Annotated in this window: 11 protein-coding genes; 5 read left to right on the top strand and 6 right to left on the bottom strand. The window is 70.4% G+C overall.

The window, feature by feature from the left end; all coding sequences use genetic code 11:
• Window positions 1-914: serine/threonine-protein kinase (locus H5J26_RS23180; protein WP_181767880.1), on the bottom strand; the 914-nt coding region annotated here is incomplete at its 3' end.
• 205 nt (window positions 915-1,119) lie between these two features.
• A complete protein-coding gene (locus H5J26_RS23175; RefSeq protein WP_181767879.1) occupies window positions 1,120-1,989 on the bottom strand; it encodes a VOC family protein in 870 nt (289 codons plus the stop codon).
• Window positions 1,990-2,192: 203 nt separating this feature from the next.
• On the opposite strand from H5J26_RS23175, the gene H5J26_RS23170 reads away from it, so the two are divergent.
• Together H5J26_RS23170 and H5J26_RS23165 are read left to right on the top strand one after the other, a co-directional pair.
• Window positions 2,193-2,840: a TetR family transcriptional regulator gene (locus H5J26_RS23170; protein ID WP_181767878.1), complete on the top strand. Its 648-nt coding sequence runs from the start codon at window positions 2,193-2,195 to the stop codon at window positions 2,838-2,840.
• A gap of 151 nt (window positions 2,841-2,991) precedes the next feature.
• A complete protein-coding gene (locus H5J26_RS23165) occupies window positions 2,992-4,128 on the top strand; it encodes a flavin-containing monooxygenase (protein WP_181767881.1) in 1,137 nt (378 codons plus the stop codon).
• A 154-nt stretch (window positions 4,129-4,282) separates the two neighbouring features.
• On the opposite strand, the gene H5J26_RS23160 is transcribed toward H5J26_RS23165, so the two are convergent.
• Window positions 4,283-5,077: an NAD(P)H-dependent oxidoreductase gene (locus H5J26_RS23160; protein ID WP_181767877.1), complete on the bottom strand. Its 795-nt coding sequence runs from the start codon at window positions 5,075-5,077 to the stop codon at window positions 4,283-4,285.
• Window positions 5,078-5,149: 72 nt separating this feature from the next.
• On the opposite strand from H5J26_RS23160, the gene H5J26_RS23155 reads away from it, so the two are divergent.
• Complete coding sequence (locus H5J26_RS23155; RefSeq protein WP_181767876.1) at window positions 5,150-6,220, top strand: GlxA family transcriptional regulator; 1,071 nt, start codon at window positions 5,150-5,152, stop codon at window positions 6,218-6,220.
• On the opposite strand, the gene H5J26_RS23150 is transcribed toward H5J26_RS23155, so the two are convergent.
• A complete protein-coding gene (locus H5J26_RS23150; RefSeq protein ID WP_309238035.1) occupies window positions 6,210-7,607 on the bottom strand; it encodes an MFS transporter in 1,398 nt (465 codons plus the stop codon). The two genes, H5J26_RS23155 and H5J26_RS23150, sit on opposite strands and share 11 nt — an antisense overlap.
• 70 nt (window positions 7,608-7,677) lie before the next feature.
• Here H5J26_RS23150 and H5J26_RS23145 point away from each other — a divergent pair, with 70 nt between their 5' ends.
• On the top strand, window positions 7,678-8,730 hold the full coding sequence (locus tag H5J26_RS23145) for a GlxA family transcriptional regulator (RefSeq protein WP_181767874.1): 1,053 nt from the start codon (window positions 7,678-7,680) through the stop codon (window positions 8,728-8,730).
• A gap of 157 nt (window positions 8,731-8,887) precedes the next feature.
• Here the strand turns inward: H5J26_RS23145 and H5J26_RS23140 are convergent, their stop codons facing one another.
• The gene (locus H5J26_RS23140; protein ID WP_181767873.1) at window positions 8,888-9,415 is read right to left on the bottom strand and encodes an ATP-binding protein; all 528 of its coding nucleotides are present in this window, start codon (window positions 9,413-9,415) and stop codon (window positions 8,888-8,890) included.
• A gap of 466 nt (window positions 9,416-9,881) precedes the next feature.
• Complete coding sequence (locus H5J26_RS23135) at window positions 9,882-10,262, bottom strand: STAS domain-containing protein (RefSeq protein WP_181767872.1); 381 nt, start codon at window positions 10,260-10,262, stop codon at window positions 9,882-9,884.
• Between the two features lie 378 nt (window positions 10,263-10,640).
• Between H5J26_RS23135 and H5J26_RS23130 the strand changes: the two genes are divergently transcribed.
• Complete coding sequence (locus tag H5J26_RS23130) at window positions 10,641-11,219, top strand: RNA polymerase sigma factor (protein ID WP_181767871.1); 579 nt, start codon at window positions 10,641-10,643, stop codon at window positions 11,217-11,219.
• Window positions 11,220-11,241 lie beyond the last annotated feature (22 nt).

Here is an 11,241-nt window from a genome sequence, read left to right as displayed (position 1 = left end):
GGACGCCTCGGCGTGGGCCGCGCACCGCGCTTGCGCTCGATGAGGGCCACCGCACCCGGAGGCAGCCAGGCCGAGGCGGTGCCGCTGTCGTCACCGCCGGACGAGAAGAGGTGCGGAGCAAGCTGGGTCTGCAGGTCGGCAGGGCTGGGACGCTCCTCCGCAGCCATGCGCATGCAGGACTCGATGAGCGGCCGCAGTTCCTCGTCCATGCCCTCCAGGTCAGGGCCGTCACGCAGCAGCATGAAGACCGTCTCCACCGGGTTGGCGCCGTGGAAGGGCGCATGCCCCGTGGCGGCGAAGACGAGGGTGGAGGCGAGGGAGAAGATGTCGCTCGCACCGGTGACGCTGCGAGAATCCCGGGCCTGCTCGGGAGACATGTAGGCGGGCGTGCCGACGGCCACGTTGGTCATCGTCAGCCGGGTGTTCGAGACGCCCGAGGCGATTCCGAAGTCGATGACGCGAGGGCCGTCCTCGACCACGAGCACGTTGGAGGGTTTCAGGTCACGGTGTACCAGCCCGGCACCGTGGATGGACTGCAGCGCCTCGGCCACACCGGCCGCCAGCCACCGGACGGCCTGCACCGGCATGGGGCCGCACTCATTGACTATTTCCTCGAGCGAGGGGGCGGGCACGAACGCCGTCGCCAGCCACGGGACGGCCGCCCGCGGATCGGCGTCCACGACGGCCGCCGTGTAGAAGCCGCTGACGGCGCGGGCCGCCTCGACCTCGCGCGTGAAGCGCACCCGGAACAGCTGGTCCTCGGCGAGCTCGGTCCGCACTGTCTTGATCGCCACACGCCGGCCGGACGCCGAGCGAGCGAGATAGACCAGCCCCATTCCGCCTGCGCCGAGTCGGCCGAGCACCTCGAACGGGCCGATCCGTCGCGGATCGTGCTGCGTCAGCTGCTCCACCACTTGCCTGCCACCTCCCCGTAGGGGCTCATCGACATCCGCCCCGTGCAGCTTCTCACTGCCGTACCGGACACACGGTCCACAGGCCGATTCTTCCTGTCGAAGCCGACGGTTGCGAACCCGGGGGCGCTCCCGACGTGTCTCGTTTCGATCGCTGTAGTCAGCAAGCCGGGACGAGTCCGACATTCCCCCCGCAACGGCGCCGCTTTCACGCTGCTCCCCCGGGCGCGGAGGCCGGCGCCTGCAGCACCGCGAAACTCGCACCCTGGTCGTCCACGAGCACGCCGTACCGGCCGAAGGGCGTCTCCTCCGGCTCGCGCAGCACCCGCCCGCCCAGCCGTACGGCCGTGTGCGCTGCGGCGTCGCAGTCGTCCACCGCGAAGTAGGTGAGGAAGTGGGCGGGCATCTCAGCAGGGTAGGTCCCCCCGATGAGACACCGCCCGGCGATCGCGTGTTCCTCGTCGACCGGATCGCCTGCCGCGGCCCACACGGCGATGCCCTCGAGGTCGGCCTCGCCCCCGTGCTCCTCGTCCGTGGGCCCGTCGCCGCTCGCGTCCAGCCCGGTGAGGTCGCGCATGCCGTAGCCGAAGACGTCGGTGTAGAAGGCGTCCACGGCGTCCTTGTCGCGCGTGTGGACCTCCGACCAGACGTATGCGCCGTGCTCGCCCCGCACGCCGAAGCCGCCCGGCCCGCCCGTCTGAAGCAGCCCGAAGACCGCACCCGAGGGATCGGCGGCGACCGCGGCGACGAGCTTGTGGCCCGGACGACCGGCGTCGGACGGCTCCGTCAGCACGTTGCCGCCCGCCTCGCGGATCCGCGCGACGGCGGCGAAGGCGTCCCCGGTGGCGAGATGGAGGTTCCAGACGGTGGGCAGCCGGCCGTCGGACTTGGCGAAGAGCCCCGCGGCGGACCTGCCGTCCAGCACGGCCGTCACATAGCCGTTCCGCTCCGTCTCCCCTTCACCGAAGGTCCAGCCGAAGAGCTCGCCGTAGAACCGCTTGCCGGCCTCGACGTCCGAGAGCATCGCGTCCGCCCAGCAGGGCACACCCTCGGCGAATGTCTCTGCCAGTACGGCCATGACCTGCCTCCCGTGCCTCACGCGCGAGCGCGTACGTCCGTACGGGCACGCTAGCCGCGTTCGTGGGCCCCCGCAGTCCAATGTTTCGAACGAACGGACAATTCGGCGTCCTGCGCGGATATGACGCCCCGGCATTCAGCGGGGCCGACCCCATTTGCATGCGGCCGAATCGCGCGCTCGTTCCCCGTCGATAAGCTGACGGCATGACAGGACAAGTTCGAACCGTCGACGGGCGAGTAGCGGGGCGCCGCGGGCAGGCGACGCGGCAGAAGCTGCTCGACTGCCTCGGCGAGATGCTGAGCTCGTCGCCGTATCGCGATGTCAAGGTCATCGATGTCGCCAGACGGGCGGGCACGTCTCCGGCGACCTTCTACCAGTACTTCCCGGACGTCGAGGGCGCCGTCCTCGAACTGGCCGAGGCCATGGCGAAGGACGCCGCCGTCCTCTCGGAGCTGGTGGCCGACCGCTCATGGGCCGGCAAGTCCGGCTGGCGCACCGCAGAGGAACTCGTGGACGGATTCCTCTCCTTCTGGCGCAAGAACGACGCCATCCTGCGCGTTGTCGACCTCGGTGCAGCCGAGGGCGACAAGCGGTTCTACAAAATCCGCATGAAGGTCCTGAATTCCGTCAACGGGCCTCTCACCGACTCCGTCAAGGAACTTCAGGCGAAGGGCAGAGTCGACAAGGACGTCAATCCCGCCGCGACCGCCGGCGCCCTGGTGACCATGCTCGCTTCGGTGGCGAGTCACCAGAAGGGTTTCCAGACCTGGGGCGTGAAGCAGGCGGAGCTGAAGCCGAATCTCGCCCTGCTCGTCCACATGGGAGTCACGGGCAGGAAGCCCACCAGATGAACCGTCAGCTTCGAACACCGCAAGAAACGTTTCTCCCCTGACTCGTGGCATCTCTTCGCCGACTCCCCGTCAGCTGCCGCCACGTGCTCTTCCCGTGACGCTTCCGTGACGGGAACACCGCGCCACCAGCACTAGGCTCTCCGTCATGCCCATGACCGACGACGGGGTTCCCGTTCACATCATCGGCGCCGGTCCCGGTGGGCTGGCGACCGCCGCCGCGCTCCACGAACACGGGATCAGCACCGTCGTGCTGGAGAAGTCCCCGTCCGTAGCCGCCTCTTGGCGCGCCCACTACGACCGGCTGCACCTGCACACCACCCGCCGCTGGTCCTCGCTGCCCGGCCTGCCGATCCCGCGCTCGTACGGACGCTGGGTCGCCCGCGACGACTTCGTGCGCTACCTGGAGAGCTACACCGAGCACCACGGCATCGAGGTGGCCACCGGCGTCGAGGTCGACAGCATCGAGCGCCACAAGGGCGAGTGGGCGCTGCACGCCAACGGCGGACGACGGCTGGCCACACCGGTCGCGGTCGTCGCCACCGGCTTCAACCACACCGCACACATGCCGTCGTGGCCCGGACGCGAGGGCTACGAGGGCGAGTTGCTGCACGCCTCCCGCTACCGGAACTCGAAGCCGTACGCGGGCAAGGACGTGCTTGTCGTCGGAGTCGGCAACACCGGTGCGGAGATAGCCGTCGACCTCGCCGAGGGAGGCGCCACCCGCGTCCGGCTCGCGGTGCGCACCGCTCCGCACATCGTCCGCCGCTCCACGCTGGGCTGGCCCGCGCAGGCCAACGGCGTCCTCTGCCGCAGGCTTCCGACGCGACTGGTGGACGTGCTCGCCGCGCGCATGGCGAAGGTGGCGGTCCCCGACCTCTCCAAGCACGGGCTTCCGCGTCCGGACACCGGCCTCTACACGCGTGCCCGGCAAGGCGCGATCCCCATCCAGGACGTGGGCCTCATCTCGGCGGTGCGCAAGCGCAAGGTCGAACCGGTCGCGGCGGTCGAGTCGTTCGACGGTTCCAAGATCCAGCTCGCCGACGGCACGACGGTGGCCCCCGACGTCGTCATCGCGGCCACCGGCTTCAGGCGCGGCCTGGAGGACCTGGTCGGCGGCCTCGGGGTGCTCAACGACGAGGGCCGCCCTCTGGCGCACGGCGCCCGTACCCATCCGGAGGCTCCGGGGCTGCACTTCATCGGCTACACGAATCCGCTCAGCGGGATGCTGCGTGAACTGTCGCTGGACGCGCAGAAGATCGCGCGAGCCATCGCACGCGCGACGCGGTGACGCGGCATGTGACGCAGTGAGGCAGAGCCTCCGGGTGCCGTGACGTGGTCGTGCCGCGGCATCGCCGCGATCCCGAACTGCCGTGACGGTGCGGGCTCCTGACGTCCCGGTGCCGTGAGTGGCCGCGGCGGCACGGTGCCGGAGGCCGGCCCGTCTAACCGGTCGGCGCGGGCTCGGCGCACACCTCGTGCACGCCCAGGCCCGCCTGGCCCGGTGCGATCCACGGCTGGAGCGTCAGGTCCTCGTCGTAGTCGCCGCCGCTCTCGTGCCGGTAGGCCAGCGGCGCGGCCTCCGGCAGACCGCGGAGCAGCCGGCGCAGCCCCCGCGCGACATCCTCGTATCCGGCCGGCCCGAGTCGGTCGGCGCCGTGGACCACGAAGGGCTCGTGGGCGGCCATGCCCGTGTACCAGAACGTGCCGTGCAGCAGCGGCCACAGGACCTGGTCGATGTGCCCGTGAATGCCGCGAGGGCCGAAGCTGCTCTCCCTGGCACCGACCGACGTGATGACCAACGCGCGCTTGCCCGCCAGGCCGCCCTCGCCGTAGCGCAGGGTGCGGCCGTCCGCGTCCCGCACCCCGAAGGCGAAGCCCTGAACCAGGACGCGGTCGAGCCAGCCCTTGAGGATGGCGGGCGGCCCGAACCACCACAGCGGGAAGTGGAACACGAGGGTGTCGGCCCAGGTGATCTTTTCCTGCTCGGCACGGATGTCCTCGCTCTGTTCGCCGCCGAGGTAGGCACGCTCCTGCTCCGCACCCACGGCGAAGCGCGAGCCGGATGCCGGAACCGGGCGTACGTCGGCGGCGTCCAGCACCGCCTTCCAGCCCATGCCGTAGAGGTCGGAGACCTGGCTTTCATGGCCGTGGAGCGCCAGTTCACGCAGCCCGTCGCGCATGAGGGAGGCGTTCAGGGAGCGCTGCTCGGGGTGGGCGAAAATCCAGAGAACCTTCATGGTGCCGATGGTGCGAGGCGCCGTCATCCCGCCGCGAGTGGCCAGATGGTCAGCTTGTGAAAGAATCTGGCCATGACGGTGTCATCGGCTCCCAGCGCACGCGCCACGTCCTTCCAGCAGGACGGGCGCCACCGGGTCGCGGTGCTGGTACGCCACGGTGTGATGCCGCTGGAACTCGGGCTGGTGCACCAGCTGTTCTCCGCTGCCAGGAGCCCGGACGGCGACAGCCCGCTCTACGAAGTGATCACCTGCACGCTCGCCCCGGGGCCCGTCCGTACGAACGCCGATTTCCCCGTCCACGTCGCGCACGGCCCCGACACTCTGGCCGAGGCGGACACGGTGATCATTCCGGCCACGCACGAGGAGGACGAGCCCGAGAGCGAGGGGCGTCTCGGCGACGCACTCGCCCGCGCCCTCGGCCGCATCCGCCGTCCCGGCACGCGCGTGGCCTCGATCTGCACGGGCGCGTTCGTACTGGCGGCGGCGGGTTGGCTGGACGGCAGGCGGGCCACGACCCACTGGAAGTCGACCGACCGCTTCCGCTGCCTCTTCCCGGCCGTCGACCTCGATCCGGACGTTCTCTACACGGGCGACGGCGACCTGTTCACCTCCGCGGGGGAGGCGGCAGGCATCGACCTCTGCCTGCACCTGATCCGGTACGACCACGGCGCGGCCGTGGCCAACGACGTCGCCCGTTCCACCGTCGTGCCTCCTCACCGTGAGGGCGGCCAGGCACAGTTCATCGTCCGGCCCGTGGCGGGGGGCGGCGCGCGCTCCTCGACGGGCGCGGCCAGAGCGTGGGCGCTGCGGAATCTGGACCGTCCGCTGTCGCTGCGCCAGCTGGCGGAGCGGGAGTCCATGAGCGTACGGACGTTCACGAGGCGGTTCCGCGAAGAGGTCGGACTCACGCCGGTGCAGTGGCTGACCGGGCAACGCATCGAGCGAGCACGGCAGTTGCTGGAGGAGACCGACATGCCCGTCGACAAGGTGGCCGCGGATGCGGGCTTCGGCACGGGCGCATCGCTGCGGCAGCATCTGCAGGCTGCCCTCGGCGTCTCCCCCAGCGCCTACCGGGCCACGTTCCGCGGGCCCGCTCCGCCACCGTCACAACCGCCGGGCGCCGAGGGCGTGTTCATGTCCTGACCACGACCTCGGTCTCCGGCCGCCTCCGTATCACCAGCGCCATCAGTGCCGCGGTCGCGCACAGCGCCCCCGAGGCGACCCAGGCGACGTCGTAGCTGCCGAAGGTGTCCCGGACGACTCCCGTGAGGAAGGCGACGACGGAGGCACCCAACTGGTGCGACGCGAGGACCCAGCCGAAGACGATCGCACCGTTCTCCCCGAAGTGCTCGCGGCACAGGGCGATGGTGGGCGGCACCGTGGCGACCCAGTCGAGCCCGTAGAAGACGATGAAGAACAGCATGGTCGGCTGCACCGTCTCCGCGAACAGCAGCGGCAGGAACAGCAGCGAGACGCCGCGCAGCGCGTAGTAGACCGCCAGCAGCCGCCGCGCGTCGAAGCGGTCGGTGAACCAGCCGGACGCGACGGTGCCCACGAGGTCGAACAGCCCTATGACCGCGAGCAGCGAGGCAGCAGCGGGCACCGGCATCCCGTGATCGTGTGCCGCGGGCACGAAGTGGGTGCCGATCAGGCCGTTCGTGGACGCGCCGCACACCGCGAAGGTGCCGGCCAGCAGCCAGAAGACCTTGCTGCGGGACGCGTCGAGCAGGGCGCGCAACGCACGCTTTGCGGCACCCGGAGGCGCGGGCGGCGGCGTGACGTACCCGGGCCCGGCACCGTAGGGCCGCAGCCCGGCGTCCTCTGGCCGGTCGCGGAGAACGAACAGCACGAGCGGCACGACGGCGAGGGCGGCCACCGCGACGGCCAGCGACGCCGTGCGCCAGCCCGGCCCCTCCACCAGCAGCGCCACCAGGGGCAGGAAGATCAGCTGCCCGGCGGCGGAGCCCGCAGTGAGGATGCCGGTGACCAGCCCGCGTCGCTGGATGAACCACCGGTTGGTGACGGTCGCCGCGAAGGCCAGCGCCATCGAGCCGCTGCCGAGTCCCACGAGGAAGCCCCAGCAGAGGATGAGCTGCCAGGTGGCGTCCATGAAGACGGTGAGGCCGCTGCCCGCGGCGATCAGCAGCAGCGCGCACGAGACGATGCGGCGTATGCCGTAGCGCTCCATCAGGGCGGCGGAGAAGGGCGAAGTGAGCCCGTAGAGCAGCACGTTCACGGAGACCGCAGCCGAGATGGTGCTGTGCGACCAGCCGAACTCGTCGTGCAGGGGGTCGATGAAGACACCCGGCGTGGCCCGGAAGGCGGCGGCGCCGACGAGGGCGACGAAGGAGACGGCCGCGACCCACCAGGCGCGGTGGACGCGCGGGCGGGGCCGGTCCCGTGGCCCGGATTCGCGAGGCTCCGAATCGGGTGACCCCGATCCGCGGGGTTCCGGTTCGCGGGCGGCGGGCGCCGGCTCTCGGCGGGGTGCGGGCTCTTCGTGGGCGGGAAGTCCGGTTGTCCGTGTCACGTGACCAGCCTCGGGCCGACGATCCCGGCGTACGAGTGGCCCGGAGGCCACGTTGTGCGAGGATCGGGCCATGAGCGCCTTCCGTCATCCCGGTCGCCACCGGGTCGCCGTGTTCGTACGGCACGGCCTGCTGCCCATCGAGCTGGGGATTCCGCACCGCCTGCTGGGCTGGTCGTGGAACGAGCGGGGCGAGCCGCTGTACGAGGTCGTCACCTGCACCGTCACCCCGGGGCCGGTCCGTACGGACGCGGACTTCACGGTCGCCGTCGAGCACGGTCCCGAAGCCCTGGCGGAGGCGGACACGGTGATCGTGCCGGCCTCCCACGAGCTCGACGAGCCGTTCACCGACGGCCGTCTCGACACATCGCTCGCCGAGGCCCTGGCCCTGATCCGGCCCGGCACGCGCATCGCGTCGATCTGCACCGGAGCCTTCGTACTTGCGGCCGCGGGGCTGCTGAACGGCAGGCGGGCGACGACGCATTGGGCCTCCTGCGAACGCCTCCAGTCGTTCCATCCCGAGGTGAAGGTCGACCCGGACGTCCTCTACGTCGCGGACGGGAACGTGCTCACGTCCGCGGGCGTCGCCTCCGGCATCGACCTGTGTCTGCACATGGTGCGCGACGACTTCGGCGCGGCAGTCGCCAACTCGGTCGCCCGGCGCACCGTCGTGCCGCCCCACCGGGACGGCGGGCAGGCCCAGTTCATCGAACGGCCCGTGCCCGAGGCGGGCGTGCACACGACCGGCACCGCACGCGGCTGGGCCCTGCGGCACCTCGGGCAGCCGATCGGACTGCGGGAGCTGGCGCAGCAAGAGGCCATGAGCGTGCGGACCTTCACGAGGCGCTTCCGCGAGGAGGTGGGGATGAGTCCGCAGCAGTGGCTCACTCAGCAGCGCATCGACAGGGCCCGTCATCTGCTGGAGAGCAGCGATCTGGCCGTCGACAGGATCGCTGCCGACGCGGGCTTCGGCTCGGCCTCGTCGCTGCGGCTGCACTTCCAGTCGGCTCTGGGGGTCTCACCCAGCGCCTACAGGCGCACCTTCCGAGTCCGTACGGGCAACGCCGCCGACGACGCGACGGGCGGGAGCACGAGCGGAGAGCACACGGGCATCACGGCCGCCTGAACGCCCCTGAACGCACCGTCCGCGCCGCTGCGTTCAAGCGGCTCAGACATGCGCATACCGGCAGTGCGGCAACAGCGCGCAGCCATCCGTCCAACCGTGAACTGCCGGAGGGGTGATCGGCCGGGCCGGCCTCAACTGCGGGCCCCCGGCCTCGGTTTCATGCCCGCAGAGCACCCGAGCCGACTCCCGCTGAGCCCGCCGGCTCAGAGCCGCCGCAGCTGACTCCCGCGGTCAACTGCACGATCGCGCCCGGCAGCTCGACCGAACCGGGCGCACGGCTCTGCTCCTCGACGCGGTCCAGCTCGCACCAGATGCGCTTGCCCGCACCCTCGCGCTGCCACCCCCAGCGGTCGGCCAGACCGGAGACCAACTCGAGGCCGCGACCGTTGGTGTCCTCACCGTCGGCCTGGCGCTGACGCGGCGGACGGCTGCTCAAGTCCGTCACCTCGACCCGCACGGCGCCGGAAGCCTGCCGGCCGGGCACCCGCATGCGGAGCACCGCCGGAGCACCCGTGTGCACGACCGCGTTGGTCACCAACTCCGAGACGAGCAGCAACAGCGTCTCCGCCAGCGGCTCGTCCGTGCCGAGCCCGCAGCCCGCCAGCCTGGACCTGGCCCACCTGCGCGCGCGCCCTACCTCTGTCGGGTCCGCCCCGATCTCCAACTGCACCTGAAGCACCTGCACCGCTCACACCGTCCGTACTGGCAAGCACATCGCCTCGCGTCTGCACGGGATCACAAAACGTGACCCCTTCATGGAACAGCATGGTTGACGCATAGTTGGGGCAACAAGCGCTTCAGGCATATTCCGGCGCAAAGGAGTAGACGTGCTGCATACTGTGCGGCACCACCCAGGAGGGCATGAACGACAGCGCTTCCCACTGCATCGTCTGCTATGCCGCACCTGTGAATTTCCCGCACGCAACGGAGCGTACCCGAGCGGAATGTCTTCATCCGCTTCTGGGATCACAGGCAGGGCACAAGCCGGTATCGACGAATGCCGAAGTGGGCCCGCGCGTCTCGCGCATCGCGCACGTCTGTGACCGGGGCCTCATCGCAGCCTTGCAGCGGATCTGCACCGCCGGACCTCACGCCACGGGCGAGTGCACTTCCGCGGGCGCATGCGCTCCGCGGGACTTACTGCTCCGCGCTCAGGCGGAGAGGGGGCCGGCGGCAGCTCCCTGCTGTGTGGCGGTGGAAAGGTCCGGGTAGCAGTCGAAGAGACGCCGGACGCCCAACGCGGCGAGCACGCGGTTGACGTGGGAACCGTCCTCAGCACCGCGTGCGGGCAGGATCAGCCGCAACTGCCCGGCGCACGAACGCATCAGACGCCGCGACGCGATCAGGACGCCCACACCGCTCGAATCGCAGAAGAGCACGTCCGACAGGTCGAGCACGAGACTGCGCCGGCCGTCGGCGACCGCGTCGTGGACGTGCTGCCGTACCGCGGGCGAGGTGACCAGGTCCATTTCCCCGGACACCCGGAGAACGGCCCACTCCCCCCGCTCCTCCTCCAACACCTTCAACGACACGTCGTGCTTCCCCTTCGCTCGGCTGGGGCCTTGCTCGGGCCTTGACGCCGCACCTGGAATGGTTCCTTCCTCCTCGGCTGCCCGGACCCCCACGGTCAAAACGAGCCATTCACCAGACCCTAAGCGCTCGTCAGCCAGTCCTCCCCCGCAATGGTCGCAGTCATACCCGCATGACTGCTCTGCAATTTCGCGTGTGATCGAGCAGCGACACTTCTTGAGAAATTTCGCAACGTGACGGGATCGACACCATCAGCGATCAGCACGGAAGGCACATTGCCGCAAAGAGGCCTGTGTTGTCAGCCCCTCGCACTACATTCGAGGGGTCGGCTCGCCACGAAAGGCGGCGAAGAGGCGGCACGGACTTGGCTGGGAGCCACCATGGCGAATGACACACCACCGCGCTGGGACCGGAAGATGCAACAACGTCTCGCACGTGGCGAGGCCGCCGCGCTGGGCGAGTTGTACGACCGTTTCGCCTCGCTCGTGCACAGCCTGTCCCACCGCGTGCTGGACGACGAGGCCGCCGCCGACAGCACCACTCGCGACGTGTTCGGCTACATCTGGGAGAACCCGCACGCGTACGACCCGAAGCAGGGCCCGATGCGCTCCTGGATCGCGGGGATCACGCAGCGGATCGCCGCCGGGCAACTGCGCCTGCAGCACCGCGAAGACGGGCCGCACTCTCCTGAACAGCACGAACAGATAGAGGAGAAGGTGCGCGCCGCCTCGACCGCCGCACGCGCGGACTACATCGTCACCTCCATGCCCGCCTCCCTCCGCGCCGCTCTCGAACTGACCTATTTCCAGCGCCGTGACTACCGTCAGACGGCTCGGCAGTTGGGCGTCACCGAGGACGAGGCGAGGCGGAGGCTGCGTCTGGGGCTGCAGTTGCTCTCTTCGGCCACCAGCAGACCCCTGCCCGCTCAGCCGGGCAGCGGCCCGGGGCTCCCCCGATGACCGGGCCCCACGGTCAGGTTCC

This window comes from Streptomyces albidus (ex Kaewkla and Franco 2022), from assembly GCF_013870515.1.
GTDB classification, from domain to species: Bacteria; Actinomycetota; Actinomycetes; order Streptomycetales; family Streptomycetaceae; genus Streptomyces; species Streptomyces albidus.
This window is presented reverse-complemented; position numbering and strand designations above follow the sequence as displayed.